The 17,350-nt window shown below is 67.6% G+C and carries 15 protein-coding genes; 7 read left to right on the top strand and 8 right to left on the bottom strand.

Annotated elements, in window-relative coordinates:
* Nucleotides 1-30: 30 nt before the first annotated feature.
* Together DES45_RS14250 and DES45_RS14245 are read right to left on the bottom strand one after the other, a co-directional pair.
* The gene (locus DES45_RS14250) at nt 31-987 is read right to left on the bottom strand and encodes a DUF6456 domain-containing protein (RefSeq protein ID WP_245571721.1); all 957 of its coding nucleotides are present in this window, start codon (nt 985-987) and stop codon (nt 31-33) included.
* Between the two features lie 188 nt (nt 988-1,175).
* The gene (locus DES45_RS14245; RefSeq protein WP_114770687.1) at nt 1,176-1,610 is read right to left on the bottom strand and encodes a rhodanese-like domain-containing protein; all 435 of its coding nucleotides are present in this window, start codon (nt 1,608-1,610) and stop codon (nt 1,176-1,178) included.
* 66 nt (nt 1,611-1,676) lie between these two features.
* Here DES45_RS14245 and ftrA point away from each other — a divergent pair, with 66 nt between their 5' ends.
* The gene (ftrA, locus tag DES45_RS14240) at nt 1,677-2,678 is read left to right on the top strand and encodes a transcriptional regulator FtrA (protein WP_114770686.1); all 1,002 of its coding nucleotides are present in this window, start codon (nt 1,677-1,679) and stop codon (nt 2,676-2,678) included.
* A gap of 22 nt (nt 2,679-2,700) precedes the next feature.
* Here the strand turns inward: ftrA and DES45_RS14235 are convergent, their stop codons facing one another.
* Entirely contained in the window at nt 2,701-3,129 is a 429-nt protein-coding gene (locus tag DES45_RS14235; protein WP_173949873.1) for a Ros/MucR family transcriptional regulator, read from the bottom strand.
* Between the two features lie 431 nt (nt 3,130-3,560).
* Between DES45_RS14235 and DES45_RS14230 the strand changes: the two genes are divergently transcribed.
* The 3 genes from DES45_RS14230 to DES45_RS14220 all read left to right on the top strand — a co-directional run bounded on the left by DES45_RS14230 (nt 3,561) and on the right by DES45_RS14220 (nt 8,711).
* Nucleotides 3,561-5,672, top strand: a complete 2,112-nt coding sequence (locus DES45_RS14230) for a S9 family peptidase (RefSeq protein ID WP_114770685.1) — start codon at nt 3,561-3,563, stop codon at nt 5,670-5,672.
* A 90-nt stretch (nt 5,673-5,762) separates the two neighbouring features.
* Entirely contained in the window at nt 5,763-8,147 is a 2,385-nt protein-coding gene (locus tag DES45_RS14225) for a PAS domain-containing protein (protein ID WP_114770684.1), read from the top strand.
* Nucleotides 8,148-8,153: 6 nt separating this feature from the next.
* The gene (locus DES45_RS14220) at nt 8,154-8,711 is read left to right on the top strand and encodes a hydrolase (RefSeq protein ID WP_114770683.1); all 558 of its coding nucleotides are present in this window, start codon (nt 8,154-8,156) and stop codon (nt 8,709-8,711) included.
* Here the strand turns inward: DES45_RS14220 and DES45_RS14215 are convergent.
* Nucleotides 8,704-9,690 (bottom strand): hypothetical protein, encoded by a 987-nt coding sequence (locus DES45_RS14215; protein ID WP_114770682.1) that lies wholly within the window; start codon nt 9,688-9,690, stop codon nt 8,704-8,706. The two genes, DES45_RS14220 and DES45_RS14215, sit on opposite strands and share 8 nt — an antisense overlap.
* Before the next feature lie 260 nt (nt 9,691-9,950).
* Between DES45_RS14215 and DES45_RS14210 the strand changes: the two genes are divergently transcribed.
* Complete coding sequence (locus tag DES45_RS14210) at nt 9,951-10,550, top strand: superoxide dismutase (RefSeq protein ID WP_114770681.1); 600 nt, start codon at nt 9,951-9,953, stop codon at nt 10,548-10,550.
* A 171-nt stretch (nt 10,551-10,721) separates the two neighbouring features.
* Here DES45_RS14210 and DES45_RS14205 read toward each other — a convergent pair whose 3' ends face one another.
* Complete coding sequence (locus tag DES45_RS14205; RefSeq protein ID WP_114770908.1) at nt 10,722-11,576, bottom strand: ChbG/HpnK family deacetylase; 855 nt, start codon at nt 11,574-11,576, stop codon at nt 10,722-10,724.
* 207 nt (nt 11,577-11,783) lie between these two features.
* Here DES45_RS14205 and DES45_RS14200 point away from each other — a divergent pair, with 207 nt between their 5' ends.
* Nucleotides 11,784-12,770, top strand: coding sequence for a glycosyltransferase family 2 protein (locus DES45_RS14200; protein WP_245571720.1), 987 nt, complete (start codon nt 11,784-11,786; stop codon nt 12,768-12,770).
* A gap of 3 nt (nt 12,771-12,773) precedes the next feature.
* Nucleotides 12,774-14,300, top strand: coding sequence for a murein biosynthesis integral membrane protein MurJ (murJ, locus tag DES45_RS14195; protein ID WP_114770679.1), 1,527 nt, complete (start codon nt 12,774-12,776; stop codon nt 14,298-14,300).
* Here the strand turns inward: murJ and DES45_RS14190 are convergent.
* The 3 genes from DES45_RS14190 to DES45_RS14180 form a co-directional block, all read right to left on the bottom strand.
* On the bottom strand, nt 14,281-15,456 hold the full coding sequence (locus DES45_RS14190) for an adenylate/guanylate cyclase domain-containing protein (protein WP_114770678.1): 1,176 nt from the start codon (nt 15,454-15,456) through the stop codon (nt 14,281-14,283). The two genes, murJ and DES45_RS14190, sit on opposite strands and share 20 nt — an antisense overlap.
* Nucleotides 15,457-15,514: 58 nt before the next feature.
* Nucleotides 15,515-16,234 carry a DUF1194 domain-containing protein gene (locus tag DES45_RS14185; RefSeq protein ID WP_114770677.1) on the bottom strand — a complete coding sequence of 240 codons (720 nt, stop codon included), beginning with the start codon at nt 16,232-16,234 and terminating at the stop codon, nt 15,515-15,517.
* A gap of 140 nt (nt 16,235-16,374) precedes the next feature.
* Nucleotides 16,375-17,250, bottom strand: a complete 876-nt coding sequence (locus DES45_RS14180) for a branched-chain amino acid aminotransferase (protein ID WP_114770676.1) — start codon at nt 17,248-17,250, stop codon at nt 16,375-16,377.
* Nucleotides 17,251-17,350: the final 100 nt, after the last annotated feature.

Genomic DNA, 17,350 nt, shown 5'->3' with positions numbered 1-17,350 from the left:
GGTGGCCGACCGCCCTGCCCCGGCTCGCCTCTAGCTCCGCCCGCCCTCGATCACGACCGCCTGCCATGTCCGGATGCCGCGGGAAGCCGCGGGACCGTGGGCGGCGGCCTCGATGCCGTAATGCTGCGCGAGCCGTGCCAGGGCGAGGCGCACCACGATCTTGGCCGAGCGCGGCGGCCACTGGCGCTCGCGCTCGATCGTCTCCAAGCCCTTCAGGAAGCCGCAGAGATCGGTGAGGAGGTCGGCGAAATCAGCCCCGACCGCATCGAAGGCGTGGCGCAGGCGCTGACGCGCGGCCACCATGCGGTCGGTCGCATCCGAGGGCGAGGCAGGGCCGCTGCCGCGGGGCGTCTGGTCCCAGCGCGCGGTCACGCCCGGCAGCAGCCCCGCCAGCATGATGTCGGTCCGCAGGCGCTCGCCGGCCTGGTAGGAGGCCTCGTCGATCAGGGGCTGTCCGTCCTTTCCTTTCCGACGACGCAGCCAGTCGAGGGGGCTCTCCTCCGCGTCGACGCGCACCCGCTGCATCCCTGTCTCCGTCTCGACCGTCGCCTCCACCGTCTCCCGGTGCTGGTGGAAGAAGGCTGTGTCCCGGGTGGGCGCATCCTCCCGGCGCAGGCGGGCGTGGCCGGCCTCCGTGAGCTTCAGCACCCGCTGCCCCGTTTCCATCTGGCGCCACGCGGCGAGGTCGTGCCGCTGGAGCGCTTCGGCCGCGGCCCGGGAGAAGCGGCCGGCCCCCAGGGACACGCCGGTCGTCCGGCGGTGGACGATCACGTCGTTCTGGTCGGTCGGGTCGAGAAGCGCCTGCGCCTCCGGCAGGCCGAGGGCCGCCAGCAGCCGCTGCGCCTCCCGGGCCAGGGGGTCATTGCGCCTGAGATTGGACGGCTCGCGGCCCCCGCGCCCACTCCCGCGGGTACGCTCCTGTCGACGCGAGAGTTTCCGACCCTTGGAGCCCTCGTGGTCTTCGCAATCATTTTGGTTTTTGTTCATGATTTGTTCCTGCAATAAATTAAACGGAGGGACGAGTCCCTCCGCTCCTGATACTGGGCCACGGCCCGCGGGAGTCAACGGCAATTCACGCGTGTTGATAACTCTGAGGATAAGTCTTCGCACGCACAATGCGAGTATTCGACTGTCCTTCCGGGTCGTCGCGGGGTTCTCGACGGTTCGACGCAGGATCAGGCTGCGGAGGCCGCCGCGAGCGGCCCCGGCTCCGCGCCTTGCGCGAAGGCGAAGCCCTCGTCGGCCCAGCCGCTCATGCCGCCGAGCATGATCTTCACCGGGCGCCGCAACGTTGCGAGCTTCAGCGCTGCCCGGTCGGCGCCGTTGCAGTGCGGACCGGCGCAATACACCACGAACAGCGTGTCGGCGGACCACGCCGCCATGCGGTCCCGCGTGATCTCGCGATGCGGCAGGCTGAGCGCGCCCGGCACGTGCGAGCGCGCATAGGCGTTCGGGCCGCGCACGTCGAGCAGCACGAAATCGACTGCGCCTGCGGCGAGCGATTCGTGCACGTCGGCGCAGTCGGTCTCGACCGACAGACGATGGGCGAAGTGAGCGACGGCGATGTCCGGAGCGGCGGCCGGAATGGACGCGACGGAGCTGGACGGCATGGAAGTCTCCTGTGGATAAGACGCTGCGAGCATCGCGCCCGGAGACTAAGGTCGAAAGTGGCACGCATGCCAATGAGCGTTCAGATCATGCCAAACCGACTCGTCGTCGCCCTTGCCTATGACCGGCTGTGCACCTTCGAATTCGGCATCGTCACGGAAGTGTTCGGCCTGCCGCGTCCTGAGATGGGGCCGGACTGGTATCGCTTCGCCGTCTGCGCCGTGGAGCCCGGCCCGCTACGGGCGACGGGCGGCTTCCGGATCATGGCGGATGGCGGGCTCGACCTGCTCGAGGAGGCCGGCACCATCGTGATTCCCGGCTGGCGCGGCGCCCTGTCCGAGCCCGTGCCGCCGGCCCTGGTTGCGGCGCTGCGAAAGGCGCATGCCCGCGGGGCGCGGCTGATGTCGATCTGCTCCGGTGTCTTCGTGCTCGCGGCCGCGGGACTGCTCGCGGGCAAGCGGGCGACGACGCACTGGCGCTATGTCGAGCAGCTGTCCGAGGCCTATCCGGGCGTCCGCGTGGAGCCGAACGTGCTCTACGTCGACGAGGGAAGCGTGCTGAGCTCCGCCGGCAGCGCGGCGGGCATCGATCTCTGCCTGCATGTGGTGCGGCACGATTTCGGCGCGGAGATCGCCAACTGCATCGCGCGCCGCCTCGTGGTGCCTCCCCATCGGGAAGGCGGGCAGGCGCAGTTCGTCGAGCGTCCGGTTCCCCCTCCCCGCGAGGGCCTGCGTTTCGGCCCACTGTTCGACCGCATGCGTGCAAGACTGGCCGAGGAGCAGCCGGTCGACGCGCTGGCGGCCGAGGCCGGGATGAGCCGGCGCACCTTCCTCCGCCGCTTCAAGGCCGCGACCGGCATGCCGCCCGGCGAATGGCTTCTGGCGGAGCGGCTGCTGCGCGCCCGCGAGCTGCTCGAGACGACGATGCATTCGGTCGACGACATCGCGGCCGCGACGGGGTTCGGATCGCCCGCGACCCTGCGTCATCACTTCCGCGCCCGCCTCGGCACGAGCCCCGCCGCCTATCGCGGCCGCTTCGCGCAGCAAAAAGCCGCCCCGGGGGGCGGCTGATTTACGAAGTATTCGTGAAGGATCAGCCGCGGGACGAACGGCGCTTGCGGCGCTGCTGGCCGAGACCCATTTCCTTCGCCAGCTCCGAGCGAGCCTTCGCGTAATTGGGAGCAACCATCGGATAATCGACGGGCAGGCCCCACTTCTCGCGGTATTGCTCGGGCGTCATGTTGTATTGCGTCCGAAGATGACGCTTCAGCGACTTGAACTTCTTGCCGTCTTCCAGGCAGACGATGTAGTCCGGAGTCACGGACTTCTTGACCGGAACGGCGGGCTTGGGCGCCTCCGCAGGCGCCTCGACCGTGCCGCCCCCGACACGCAGAAGAGCCGAGTGGATATCGTTGATCAGGCTAGGGAGATCACCCGACGGAACCGAGTTGTTGCTCACATAAGCCGAGACGATATCTGCCGCCAGCTCGATATAGTTTGATGTAGCGATGTTGTCGCTCATTTTGATTTTGTTCCTTTCCGGCTCTTTAGAACAACTCAAATGAGCATTTCAGCCCATTCTTTGAGCAGTCTTTTCCGAGGCTTTGCTTGCCTCTTCATCGAACCGCACCGTAATCGCGCGATGACGCGCCTGACGGGTCAAGTATGGCAAAATCGGGCGGATTACAAGATGTTCAAAAGGAAAACTTTGGAAAACTGTGTATCATCTTCACGAAGGCAATAAAAATTTCGTGTTTACAGCGGATGGCTTTAACCATAGGTCATGGTCGGCCAAGCTGAATTTTCGCGTCGAAGCAGAAGAAGTAGCTATAAAGTGTCTATTTCTCCTCCTGAATTGGACATGCGCGTCGACCTGCGGACCTGTCCCGGCGAACGGGAGTTATACAGCAGTGCCCACCCCTCCCTCCGTAACGTAAGGAACGGGACCCCTCCATGAAGCTCGAGCGCCTTCCCTCATCGCCCCTGCCGCCTGCGCCCGTCACCCCTGCCAGATCTCACGATTTCGAGATCCACGGCACGACGATTCGTGACGATTACGCTTGGCTGAAGGCCGAAAACTGGAAGGAAGTGCTCAAAAACCCGGAAACACTCGACCCGGCGATTCGCGAATGTTTGGAGCGCGAGAACGCTTATGCGGCCGCCGCCTTCGCGGGAACGGAATCTTTTCAGCAGCGCCTGGTCGCCGAGATGCGCGGACGCATCAAGGAGGACGATGCCTCCGTTCCCCAGCCCGATGGGCCGTTCGCCTACTTCACCCGCTACCGCGAGGGCGGGCAGCACCCCCTCGTCTGCCGGATGCCCCGCGACGGCGGCGACGAGACCATCATGCTCGACGGCGACAGGGAGGCCGAGGGACACGCCTTCTTCGATCTCGGGGGAGCCGACCACTCGCCCGATCATCGCCTGATGGTCTGGGGCGCGGACCTGAAGGGCTCCGAATACTTCACCCTGCGGGTGCGCGATCTCGGGACCGGCATCGAACTCTCCGACGAGGTCCCGCAGACCTCCGGCGGCGCCGTGTGGCTCAACGATTCCTCGGGCTTCTACTATGTGGAGCTCGACGAGAACCACCGCCCCGTGCGCGTCAGGCGCCACCGGATCGGCACGGAGGCCGCGCGGGACGAGGTGATCTACGAGGAGAAGGACCCCGGCTTCTTCGTGAAGCTCGGCGTAACCCAGTCGGACGCGTTCGTGCTGATCGAGGCGAGCGACCACGAGACCTCGGAAGTCTACCTGCTCGACCGCGACGATCCCTCGGCGGCGCCACGCCTGATTGAACCGCGCACGCCGAAGCTGCAATACGACGTAGAGCACCACGGCGACAGCCTCATCATCCTCACCAATGCGGACGGCGCCGAGGACTTCAAGATCATGACGGCTCCGGTCGCCACGCCGGACCGTGCGCATTGGCGCGATCTCGTCCCGTACCGCCCCGGCGTGATGATCCTCTTCGTGACGGCGCTCGCACGCTATCTCGTGCGCCTGGAGCGCGAGGACGCCAAGCCCCGCATCGTGCTGCGCGAGATCGCGACCGGCCGTGAGGAGACGATCGCGCTCGAGGAGGATGCTTACTCGCTCGGCGTCGATGCAGGCTACGAGTTCGACACCGACGTCATCCGCTACCGCTATTCCTCGCTCACCACGCCGACGGAGGTCTACGACTACGACCTGCGGACGGCCGAGCGGACCTTGCGCAAGCGCCAGGAGGTGCCGAGCGGCCACAACCCGGCCGATTACGTCACGCGCCGCATCTTCGCGACCGCGCCGGACGGGGAGCAGGTGCCGATCTCGATCGTTCACCGCCGGGAAGTGGCTCTCGACGGCTCCGCGCCGCTGATGCTGTACGGCTACGGCTCCTACGGCATCTCCATGTCGGCGAGCTTCCGCACGAGCATCCTGTCGCTGGTGGACCGGGGCTTCGTCTACGCCATCGCGCATATCCGCGGCGGCACCGAGAAGGGCTGGCGCTGGTATCTCGACGGCAAGCGCGAGAAGAAGACCAACACCTTCACGGACTTCATCGCCTGCGGCGAGGCGCTCGCGGCGGCCGGCTATACGTCGCGCGGGCGGATCGTGGCCCATGGCGGCAGCGCGGGCGGCATGCTCATGGGCGCGGTCGCCAACATGGCGCCGGACCTCTTCGCCGGGATCGTGGCGGAGGTGCCCTTCGTGGACGTGCTCAACACCATGCTGGACGCCGACCTGCCCCTCACCCCGCCGGAATGGCCGGAATGGGGCAATCCGGGAACGGACGAGGCCGCCTTCCGGACGATCCTGTCCTACTCGCCCTATGACAACGTGAAACCCCAGCGCTACCCCGCCATCCTGGCGCTGGCCGGCCTCACCGACCCCCGCGTGACCTACTGGGAGCCCGCCAAGTGGGTGGCGCGGCTGCGCGCCGCCATGACGGGGGGCGGTCCGGTCCTGCTCAAGCTCAACATGGATGCCGGCCACGGGGGCGCCTCCGGCCGCTTCGACCGGCTCGAGGAGGTGGCCCTCGCCTATACGTTCGCGATTCAGGCGGTCGATGGTTTCCAGAACTGATCGGAGCCCTATGTCCCCGGGTTCTCGAAGGAAGGCGGGGCCGGCGAAGGGGCTGAACGAGGCGATCGGGGTTTTGTCAGGTATGCGTTCATGACCAAGCAGCAGGAGATGCTCTCCGACGGGGAGGCGGCCGCGACGGCGGCGGAATCCCCCGGCCGGACGGGGGATTTGGAGGCTCGCCTGGCCGCGGCCGAGGCCGAGCTGCGCCGAAGCCGCGGAGCCCTGCGGATGGCCCTCGACATCGGACGGTTCGGCTCCTGGGAGCGGGACGTCGAGACGAACGCCCTCACGATCGACGCAACCGCCAAGTCCATCCTCGGGCTGAAGCCCGACGGTCCCGTCACCCATGCGCAGATCGAGGCCCTCTATCATCCGGGCGACGCGGAGCGGATCGCGCAGGCGATATCCTACGCCCTGTCGACGAAGACCGACTTCAACATCGAGCATCGGATCATCCGTCCCGACGGCCGGATCGGCCGCATCCTGGTCCGCGGCGGCGCCGTCTACGATCACGACCGGCCCGTGCGCGTCTTCGGGGTCCTGCAGGACGTGACCGAGCGCGAACGGGTGAAGGAGGAGATCAACCTCGCCCAGCGCCGCCAGGAATTCCTCCTCGGGCTGAACGACCGCCTGAGGGAGATCGACGATCCCTCGCAGATCATGGAAGCCACCGCCCGCGGCCTCGCGCAGTTCCTCAAGGTCGATTGCGTCGGCTACGGCGAGGTCGACGAGGAGCGCGGCATGGTCCTGGTGGAACGGGAATGGTCGCGCGGCGCCATCAGCAACGAGGGGCGCCACTACCGCCTCGAGGACTTCGTGCCCGACATGCTGGCGGAGCTGAGGCAGGGACATGTGCTCGCGATCGAGGACGTGCAGAACGAGCCCCGCTGGAGCGCCTCGGCCATCCGCGGCGTCTTCAGCGCCGTAAACGCCCGGGCGGCGATCGCGGTGCCGCTTCTCAAGAACCGCCGCCTGACGGCCCTGCTCTACCTCAACGCCGCCGAGCCCCGCACCTGGTCCGCGAACGACGCCGCGCTCATCGAGGACGTGGCGGAGCGCACCTGGATCGCGGTGGAGCGCGCCCGGGCCGAGGCGGCGCTGCGGCAGAGCGAGGCGCGCTTCCGCCTCATCGCCGAAGCCCTTCCGGCGCTGGTCTGGATCATCGACGAGAACCTGCACCTGGTCTACGCGAACGACCGCTGGCGCGAGTTCTCGGGGCTTCCCGTGGAACAGTCCCTCGGCGACAGCTGGATGAGCTGGGTCAACCCGGACGACCTCGCCCGGGTGCTGGAGGAGGTCAGGCCGGCCCGGGAGGCCCGGTCGTCCTTCGTGACGGAGATGCGCTACCGCACGCAGAGCGGGGCCTATCGCTGGCACCTGATCCAGATGGGGCCGGTCTACGACGCCAAGGGCGCCTTCCGGGGCTGGTGCGGGACCAGCGTCGACATCCACGACCTCAAGGAGACCGAGCACGCCCTGCGCCGGAGCGAGGAGCAGCTCCGCATCGCGCTCAGGGCCGCCAAGATGGGCGACTGGAGCTGGGACATGGCGAGCGACGCCATGACCCTGTCGCCGCGGGCGGCGGAGATCTTCGGCGTCGATCCGGCCACGCCCATCACCTGGACGGAGCTGCGCAACCTGCTCCACCCGGCCGACATGGAGCGCGCGACCGCCGCGATGCTGCGCTCCATGGAAACCCAGGTGCCTTACGATGTGGAGTACCGGATCCGGCGCGCGAGCGACGGCGCCCGGGCCTGGGTTGCGGCGCAAGGCCAGACCACGCTCAACGAGAGCGGAATCCTGAGCGGCATGACGGGCGTCGTGCAGGACATCACGGACCGCAAGCACGCGGAGGAACGCCAGCACCTGCTGATCCGCGAGCTGCACCACCGGGTGAAGAACACGCTCGCCACCGTGCAGGCGATCGTCGGCTCCACGGCGCGCACCGCGTCGAGCATCGACGAGTTCTATCAGGGTTTCGTCGGCCGCATCGTGTCGCTTGCCCGCACGCACAACCTGCTCACGGAGGACCTCTGGCAGAAGGCCTCCCTCGAGGAGCTGGTCCAGACGGAGCTCGGCCCCTACGAGGACGAGGCGCGCAACCGCGTCATCGTGGAGGGTCCCTCCGTCGAGCTGCCATCCGAGGCCGCGGTGCCGATCGGCATGGCGATCCACGAGCTCACCACCAACGCGGCCAAGCACGGAGCCCTCTCCACCTTCGGTGGACAGGTCGAGGTGACGTGGCGGATCGAGCCGGGCGAGCCCCGGCCGCGGCTGCGCTTCTCCTGGGCGGAGCGGGGCGGCCCCCGCGTCTCCATGCCGACCCGCCAGGGCTTCGGCTCGCGGCTGCTGCAGCGGGTGCTCGCCGCCCAGCTCCAGGCCGAGGTCAAGATGGAGTTCCCGGAGGACGGCTTCCGTTTTACCATGGAGCTGCCGATCCCCGGCGACCCGCCGCTCTTCAACCCGGACCAGTGAGCCGCCATGCTGCTGAACGCCGCCCGCTCCCACCTGATGGTCGTCGACATGCAGGCGCGCCTCATGCCGGCGATCCATGACGGGGACCAGATCGTGCCCCGCGCCAAGATCCTGCTCGCGGCGGCCCAGCGCCTCGGCGTGCCCGTGACGGTCACCGAGCAGTATCCGAAGGGCCTCGGCCCCACGGTTCCGGAGATCCTGGAGGCGGCACGCCCCTCCGATCCCGTCGTGCTGCCCAAGACGGCGTTCTCCGCCGCACGCGATGCCGCCACGATGGAGCGGGTGGCCGGACTACGCGGCGAAGGCAGGGACCAGGCGGTGCTCTGCGGGGTCGAGTCCCATGTGTGCGTGCTGCAGACGGCGCTCGGGCTCAGGGCGGCCGGATTGAACGTCTTCGTGGTGGCCGATGCGGTGTCGAGCCGCGCGCCCGCGAGCGTCAGCGCGGCCTGCGCACGGCTTCTTCATGCCGGATGTCACTGGGTGACGACCGAGATGGTCCTGTTCGAGTGGCTGGAAAAGGCGGGCACCGACGAGTTCCGCGCCCTGTCGGCGCTGATCAAGTAGCCGACGATCCCTGGTTGCTCTCGCCGCCGGACGCGATGAACTCCTTCAGCTCGTCTAGCGAGTTGAAGTGGAACAGGCCCTGAGGCGTCTCGGCCTCGATCGAGCCGTCGGAATACATCACGTAATGGTTGTCGCCGGAATTGTAGGTGCCGATGACCGCTCTGGCCGTCGTCGGCTCCTCGGCCCTTTCCGGCTCCGGCGAAGCCTCGGGCTCCTGCTCGGGCTCCCGCTCCTCGGCAGGTTCGACGATCGGCTCGGGCGGCGTCTCGGGCTCGCGAAGCTCCTCGCCGCGCGGCTCCTCCTCCTCGGTGCCAGCAACCGGGCCGGACTCCGCAGGCGTCGCCGCGAGGTCGACCTTCTCGTCGATCGGGCCGGGCGCGTAGAGGCCCTCGTCGATCTCGCTTTCCTCGATCTCCTCGCGGGTCTCGCGATAGCGGCCGGCGATCAGGAAATCCGGCAGGCGGACCTCGGGCGCCTCTTCCTCTTCGCGGGCCTGCTCCGCTTCGCGAACCGGCTCGGGATAGATCCTCGGCTCCGGCGGCACGACGGGCTCGGGCGCCGGCTCCTCGCGGCGAAGCGTTTCCGGCTCCTCGCGCTCATGCTCGGGCGCGGCGGCTTCGGGAAAGAGCGGAAGCGGAGGCTGCTCGGGTTCCGCCAAGGTCGCCGCGCCGGCTCCGGCCGCGCCGCCGAGAAGGCCGCCGGCGAGCGCGGCGCTCGACAGGTCCGGCGCAGGCTGGCGGGTCAGCGTCTCCTCCTCGCTGAGGCTCGCGTGAAGACGGTTGAGCTCCGCCTGGATCTGCGTGAGGCGGGAAACGGCCGCCGCGATTCCGAGCAGCAGCGCGCCGCTCGCAGCGAAGACGCTGCCGGCGATCACCATGGTCCAGCCGCGCTCGACCAGAACAATGTCCCATCCGAGAAACGTCGCCAGCAATCCGCCAACAATCATCGCAGCAGCGATGGCGAAAAGGGCGATGTTCATGCGGTCTCCATTACGCAACGTAAGCTAATCCCAAGGCAAAGCTATGGCTCTATAGGCCAAAGGCAATATCATGGGAAGCTTGGCCGGAAAAAAGTCGGTAGCTTGGCCGTTGCTCTTGGGCCTGTGGCGCTTTAACTAAGCCCCGGAGCATTCTTCGACGATCGCGAACCGGTTCGTCGAGATAATGCGGCACGAGAAGACGAGGGATCATTCCGCGTCCCTGGAATGTCCTCAGGTCGCTCAACCCAAAGGAGACGCCGATGTCGTTCACCCTGCCCGAACTTCCCTATGCCTACGATGCGCTGCAGCCCTACATGTCGAAGGAGACGCTCGAGTTTCACCACGACAAGCATCATGCCGCCTACGTGAACACCGGCAACAACCTGCTCAAGGGCACGGAGTTCGAGGGCAAGAGCGTAGAGGAGGTCGTGAAGGGCTCCTACGGGAAGAACCAGGCGCTCTTCAACAATGCCGGCCAGCACTACAACCACATCCACTTCTGGATGTGGATGAAGCCCAATGGCGGCGGCGCGCTTCCCGGCAAGCTCGAGAAGAAGATCGTCGAGGACCTCGGCTCCGTCGACAAGATGAAGGAGGACTTCATCCAGGCCGGCGTCGGCCAGTTCGGCTCCGGCTGGGCTTGGCTCGCGGTCAAGGACGGCAAGATCACCGTCATGAAGACCCCCAACGGGGAGAACCCGCTCGTGCACGGCGCCCAGCCGATCCTGGGCTGCGACGTGTGGGAGCACTCCTACTACATCGACTACCGCAACCGCCGTCCCGACTACCTCAAGGCCTTCCTCGACAACCTGGTGAACTGGGAGCACGTCGAGGAGATGTTCGAGACCGCCACGCGGTAATCCGAGCTGCGACCGATTTTTGCGTCATGGCCGGGCTCGTCCCGGCCATGTTCGTCCGTGGCGTATCCCCCGAAGCCCTCATGCTGAGGAGGACCGTTAGGTCCGTCTCGAAGCACGAGGGCGTTTCCAGCGCTCTCTGGATTATCCTTCGAGACGCGGCTTCGCCGCTCCTCAGGATGAGGCAGCGTGAGGATGAGGCGCCAGCTTCACTTCCCTCTCCTCCAGCACCGCCCCAAACGCATCCGACGCCAGATAGGCCAGCTCCGCCTCCCGGCTTTCCACCGCCGGATCGAGGCTGCGGAGTTCCTCGTCCACGTGGCCGGGGTGGCACATGACGACCGGGTGCGACCCGAGGGCCGTCAGGGCATCCGCGAAGATGACACCGGCCTGCACCGACAGGTCGAACGGCGCAAAGCCGGAAAAGCCGTCGTTCGTCGCGAACCCGGCCCTGTGGGCGCTGCGACGGAAGCCGCGGGCGAGCGCCTTTACGACGAGGGCCTTGCCGCGGCCGATCCGGCGCCTGCGGATCGCGCCGATCCGGTCGGAGGGGTCGCGCAGCCACAGGCGGCCCGCATAGCCCCTGCCCTTCAGCTCGGCCAGAAGCGCCTGCCGGACGACCGGCAGCACGTGGACGTGCTGGTGCCCGTCGACGAAATCCGGCGGGGCGCCGCGGACCTCCTCGAAGGCGTCGAGCTGGCGGGCGATCTCGCCGCGGATCGCATCGGGGGCGAGCCGCCGCGCCAAGGTACGGCGCAGCACTTCCTTGAGAGGCGGGAATGCCTCGTCCGCGAAACCAGGCACGGGTCCGAGGGGCGCTCCCGTCGTGAGGTTCAGGTGCAGGCCGACGCCGATCCTGCCTTCGAGTGGCCGCAATCCCGGAGCATTGCGCCGCCAGCCCGGCATGTTGGTCATGGCGCCGGTGGCGGAGAGTCGTCCCGCTTCGGCGAGTTCCAGGATGCCCCGGCTGACCCCGTCGGTGAGGCCGAAATCATCGGCGCAGAGCACGACGGAACGCTTCGACACCATGGATATCCCCAAATTCAGCTTTGCCGCACCGTAGAGCATCGGACCCAAAAGTGGAGACCACTTTTGGAATTTATCCGATGCTCACCCGACAAATGGGCGCATCGTTCGAGCGGAAAACCGGGTCCACTTTTCCGCACGATGCGCTATCCCTCTTGAGCAAAGCCGCAAACTCGTCTCTCAATGCGCGCGACAACGAAGGATCATTGCGTGGCGTCGCCCAAGCTCAGCGTCATCATTCCCGTCCACAACGAGAGCGCCAACATCGCGCCCCTGTGCGAACGTCTCCTGCCGGTCCTCAACCGGATCACGTCGATGTGGGAGGTCATCTTCGTGGATGACGGCAGCCGCGACGACACGCTGGAACGGATCAGGGCGGTCAGCCGGACGGAGCCGCGCATCGGCGCCGTGTCCTTCAGCCGGAACTTCGGCAAGGAGACCGCCATCGCGGCCGGCCTCGACCATGCCCGTGGGGAAGCGGTCGTGATCATGGACGCGGACCTGCAGCATCCCCCCGAGATGATCGAGACCTTCGTGGAACGCTGGAAGGAAGGCTACGACATGGTCTACGGCCAGCGCACCGACCGCTCGGACGAGACCCGGGTCAAGCGCGGCTTCGCGCATCTGTTCTACCGCCTCTTCGCGCGCTTCGGCGAGATCGAGCTGCCGCCGGGCGCCGGCGACTTCCGCCTCATCGACCGCAAGGGCGTCGAGGTGCTGCGGGCGCTTGGCGAGAAGGCGCGCTTCTCGAAGGGCCTCTATGCCTGGATCGGCTTCAAGGACACGGGCGTGCCCTTCGTGGTCGAGGAGCGACGCTTCGGCACCACGAAATGGAGCTTCCGCAAGCTCTTCCGCTTCGCCTTCGACGGCATTGCCGCCTTCTCGACGGCGCCGCTGCGGGTCTGGACCTATCTGGGCTTCGTGATTTCGTTCATGTCGATCGCCACCGCCATCTACTTCATGGTGCGCACGCTGCTCTTCGGCACCGACCTTCCGGGCTTCCCGAGCCTCATCGTGTCGGTGATGTTCTTCTCCGGCATCCAGCTCATGTCGCTCGGCATCATCGGCGAGTACGTAGGCCGCATCTTCGCCGAGGTGAAGCGTCGCCCGCTCTACGTCGTGGCGGAGCGCATCGGCGGCGCCGCGGAGGTCAGCACGAGCCTCGTGTCGGACGATTTCCGCTACCGCCGGGCCTGATCCATGTTCAGAAAAATTCTTTCCGTGGGCGGATGGACGCTCGTCTCCCGCCTCACCGGCTTCATCCGCGACGTGGTGATCGCCGCCGTGATGGGCGCGGGCTTCGTGGCGGACGCGTTCCTGGTGGCGCTTCGCATCCCGAACCACTTCCGCGCCATCTTCAGCGAGGGAGCGTTCAACAGCGCGTTCCTGCCGACCTATGCCCAGGTGCTGGAGAAGGACGGCATCGCGCCCGCCCGGTCGTTCGCGAGCCGCATCACCACCCTGATGCTGATCGTGCAGGTCCTGGTGCTGATCGCGGCCTTCATCGGCATGCCCGTGGTCGTGACGATGTTGGCGCCCGGCTTCTCGGAGGATCCCGCGAAGTTCGACCTTGCCGTGACGCTGACGCGGATCACCTTTCCGTATCTCCTCTTCATCACCCTGGTGACGATCCTCTCCGGCATTCTCAACGCCCACGAGAAGTTCGCGGCGGCGGCTGCCGCGCCGGTCCTGCTCAACGTGGCCATCGTGGCGGCGCTCGGCCTCACGTTCCTGTTCCCGAGCGCAGGCCATGCGGCCGCCTGGGGCGTGGCGGCGGCGGGCGTGATGGAGCTGGCGCTCGTCTGGTTCGCCGCACGGCGCATCAAGGTGACGCCGGGCATCGAGACCCCGCGCCTCGATCCGGCCATGACGAAGTTCTTCAAGACCCTGGGCCCGGCCGTGATCGGGTCGGCGGGGGTGCAGCTCGCCATGTTCGCCGACACGATCATCGCATCGTTCCTGCCGACCGGCGCGGTCGCGTCGCTCTACTATGCGGACCGCCTGTATCAGCTGCCTCTCGGTGTGATCGGCATCGCGGCCGGCACGGTGGTGCTGCCCGAGATGAGCCGCCGCATCGCCACCGGCGACGTGGCGGGCGCGCATGCGGCGCAGAACCGGGCCATGGGCATGACGGTGGCGCTCGCGGCGCCCTTCCTGGTGGCGTTCATCACGTTGCCCGAGCTGATCATGTCGGCCCTGTTCCAGCGCGGCGCCTTCGACGCCTCGGCGGCGGCGCGCTCCGGCGCGGTGCTGGCGGCCTATGCGCTGGCGCTGCCGCCTGCCGTGCTGATCCGTTCGGCGGTGGCGAGCTTCTACTCGCGCTCCGACACGGTGACGCCGCTCATCGCGTCCCTTTCGGCGGTCGCCGTCAACGTGGCGACGAAGATCCTGCTCATGGACCGCCTCGGCGTGGTCGGCCTGGCGCTCGGCACAGCCGTCGGCATCTGGATCAATTTCGGCCTTCTCGTGTTCCTCGCCTGGCGCCGGGACTGGATGGCGCCGAACGGCGGCCTCGGGCGCACGCTCGCGGCGGTCGTCGTCGCGAGCCTGCTGCTCGGGGCCTTTGCGTGGTTCGCGCCGTCGCCGCTCGCGGCCTGGACCAGCACGCTTCCCGCCTGGCGCAACCAGATCCTGCTCGGCCTCCTCAGCACGGGCGGCGCGCTTGTTTACGGCGCGGCGCTGCTGGTCATGCTGAGGGCGCTGGGGGTCAGGCTTCAGCGTCGCTGAAGGATTCGAGCGTGAAGAGCTCGCGCTTGCGGGCGATGCCGCGCAGCCGGTGAAGGCCCAGCGAGCGCACCGGCACGGAGCACGCGGACGCGACGGGCCCGGACATCACGAGCGGGTAGCCGAGCTCCTGGCAGAGCGCCTCCATGCGGCTCGCCTCGTTCACGACCGGGCCGATCACCGTGAAGTCGAGCCGGCCCGCAGCCCCGATATTGCCGTAGTAGACCTTGCCGTAGTGAAGGGCGACGTCGAGGCTGAGCGCCTCGCCCCCATGGCGTTCGTTCACCGCCTCGTTGCGCCGGAGCGCAGCGCAGGCGGCGCGCAGGGCCGCCGCGCAGGCCGCCTCCTGCGGCCTCTCCTTCGAGATCGGGAACGCAGCCAGCACGCCGTCGCCCATGAACTTCAGCACCTCGCCGCCCTCCTCCGCCACCGGGTCGGCCATGGCTTCGAGATGCTCGTCGAGCCGCGCGATGATCGACGCGTCGGCCTTGTCGACCATGGCCGTGAAGCCGCGCAGATCCGCGAAGAACAGGGCCGCCGTGAGGGGCGCGCCGGTGCCGCGGCGGATCTCTCCGCTCAGGACCCGCCGGCCCGCCGAGAGGCCCACATAGGTGTCGAGCATCGCGACCGTGAGGTCGAGCAGGGTCATGCGGTAGGCGGCGAGCGCGAGGAGCGGCAGGAGCAGATCGATCCGCTCGACCTCCTTCGACACAAAGCCGCCCTCCCGGTCCGCCGAGAAGGCGGCCGCGATGCCGCGCAGGTCCGGCGCGGTGGCGTTTTCGAACCGGATCAGGCGGGCGAGATAGTCCTTGCCGCCCTCACGTCCGACATCTTCGAAGATGCTGAAGGTCTCGCTCTCCTCCCCGTCGAAGCGCCAGTGGCGCTCGGTGACGCCGTTGCGCAGCATGAACCCGAAGGGACTGGCCTCGAAGGCGTTCTCGTTGCGCTCGTGGGAGACGCCCTCGACCACGATGCCGGCCGCGCGGGTCCAGGTGTGGTTGAACACCCGCACCGTCGGGTTCACGGTCGGGAGAGCGATATAGGCCCGCGCCAGCGGGATCCCCTCCGCGACCAGCCGCTCGGAAAATCCTGCCAGCAGGGACGCAACGTCGGCTCCGCGCAGCCCCTGATCGATGATCCAGTCTTCGAGATTCGTCATGGGCGAAGCTTATCATCGACCTGAGGAATCTGCGCCCATCCTGTGCCGGTGCGCGCCCCTACCGGCTGGCATGCCTCGTCGCGCCGCCGGTGCCGGCGATCTCGGTGAGGAGCTTGCGCCGCGCCGCCACGGCGAAGGGCCGTTTCTCGTCGGCGATCTCCACGAAGGAGCCGGGGCCGCCGATGACGTTCTGGCCGTAATAGTCCTCGAGCGGCATGCCGCCGGGGCCGCCTGGACGGCCGCTGCCGGGACGGCGGATCGCGAGCGCGTTGATGGTGAAGCCCTTGGCGAGAGCGTCGCCGCGAGCGGCTTCAAGCGAGCGGCCGTTCATGTTGGGCCCGTCACCCGACACGTCGATCACCTTGCGCGTGCCCTCATGGGCGTTCGTCTCCACGAGGCGCACGGAGAAGTCGATCGCGTTGGAGATGGAATTGTAGCCGTAGGCCCCGCGCGGCGCGCTGACCAGCTTGTCGGCGAAGACCTTCGCGCTCGCGGCGTCGCGGATCACGTGCCAATCGACGATGAGCACCTGCGAGCTCGGACCACCCCATTCCATGAAGGCAACCGCGATGGCGCCCAGCGGCCCGTCCTTGACCCCGTCGAGCACGTCCTTGCTGGTGAGAGCGTCGGCCCAGCCCTGGCGCTGGAGCCGCAGTTCCTCGTCGTCGATGGAGCCGGACCCGTCCGCCGCGAAGACCAGTTCCAGATCGACCGGCTCCGCCCGGACGGAGGCCGTCATGAGGCCGAGGGCGAGAAGGCTTGTGAGGACAAGGCGCATCGAAGGGCTCCATCGCAGGCTCGAAGGCACACGATGAAGCCATCTAGGGCATTCGTGGGGCGAAGCGCCGAGGAAGCCGCTTCACAACTTCGTTGATAAGTCGGTCCCTCCCCGCAAGGGGGAGGGAAGAACAGGCGGCCTCACGCCGCCTTGCTGACGCTCTTGCCGTGCGCGTAGGCCCAGTAGAGCTCGCGGGCGCGGCGGTAGAACGGGCCGGGCTGGAGGTCGCGGGAATCGATGCGCAGCACGGGCATGACCTTGGAATAGTTGCCCGAGATGAAGATCTCGTCGGCAGCCGCGAAGTCCTCGTAGCGCAGGGTGCCCTCGACCACCTCGACGCCGTCGTCGCGCAGGAGCCGGATCACGCGCTGGCGGGTGATCCCGTTGAGGAAGGTGCCGTTCGGATACGGCGTATAGACGACCCCGTCCTTGGCCATGAACACGTTCGACGTGCCCGTCTCGGCGATGTTGCCGAGCGCGTCGCACACGAGCGCGTTGTCGAAGCCCTTCTCCCGCGCCTCGCGGATGACGCGGGCATTGTTGGGGTAGAGGGCCCCGGCCTTGGAGTCCGTCGGCATGGATTCGAGCGTCGGGCGGCGGAAGCTCGACTTCATGACCGAAAGGCCGCCCGGCACCGGCATGGGCGCCTCGAAGAGCGACAGGCAGAACTGGGTGGAGGCCGGATCCGGCGCGATGGTGGCGATGCCCTCGGCCTCGCCCCAGTACATGGGCTTCACGTAGAGCGCCGTGCCGGGCGCGAACTTCTTCACGCCCTCGCGGACGAGCTCGACGATGGCGTCCGGCGCCATGGTGGGCTCGAGGCCGATGGTCTTGGCGGAGCGGTTCACGCGGGCGCAGTGGAGGTCGATGTCGGGCATCACGCCCTCGAAGACGCGGGCGCCGTCGAACACGGAGGAACCGAGCCAGGATACATGCGACCGGGGCCCGATGAGCGGCGGATTGCCCTCATGCCATTCCCCGTTGAACCAGTTCCACGTATGCGAATACCAAGCCACTGTGTTGTTTCCCTAGCCTGTAAAGGTGCGCCCTATCGAATCCCCTGGGTGACCTCCCGTCAATCGCCCGGCTCTCCCATGAGGCATGAAGACTTGTGAT

The sequence above is a fragment of the Microvirga subterranea genome, from assembly GCF_003350535.1.
GTDB lineage: Bacteria > Pseudomonadota > Alphaproteobacteria > Rhizobiales > Beijerinckiaceae > Microvirga > Microvirga subterranea.
The sequence above is the reverse complement of the archived record's forward strand: the minus strand, read 5'-3'. Positions and strand labels throughout refer to the sequence as shown.